This window comes from Acinetobacter sp. AB03, from assembly GCF_058107045.1.
This window is the reverse complement of record NZ_JBUEBA010000013.1, coordinates 1-384: the sequence shown is the minus strand read 5'-3', so window position 1 is coordinate 384 and position 384 is coordinate 1. Positions and strand designations below refer to the sequence as shown.

Here is a 384-nt window from a genome sequence, read left to right as displayed (position 1 = left end):
ATGCAATGCTTGCTCCAGTGCATCGAGCACCATATCTGTATTCATACGTGTTGATACTTTCCATCCAACAATTGCTCGCGAGAACACATCAATAATAAAGGCGGTATAGACCCAGCCTGAATGAGTTTGAATATACGTGAAGTCAGCGACCCACAGCTGGTCAGGATGATCTGCATTAAAATTGCGTTTTACTAAGTCATCTGCTCGTTTTTGATCATCTCGGCTACGGGTGGTTTGTTTATTCTTACCACGCCAAACACCTTGTATACCTAGCTTCTGCATCAATCGAGCAACTGTACAACGTGCGATAACATAACCTTCACGTTTCAATTGTTGCCAGACCTTACGCACACCATATCGACCTAAACTTTCTTTCCAAATACG

General features: G+C 43.0%; 1 protein-coding gene. It reads right to left on the bottom strand.

Going from position 1 to position 384, the window contains the following annotated elements; genetic code table 11:
• The coding region (locus tag ACY3FQ_RS16760; protein WP_489774471.1) for an IS3 family transposase at positions 1-384 on the bottom strand (384 nt) is incomplete at both ends.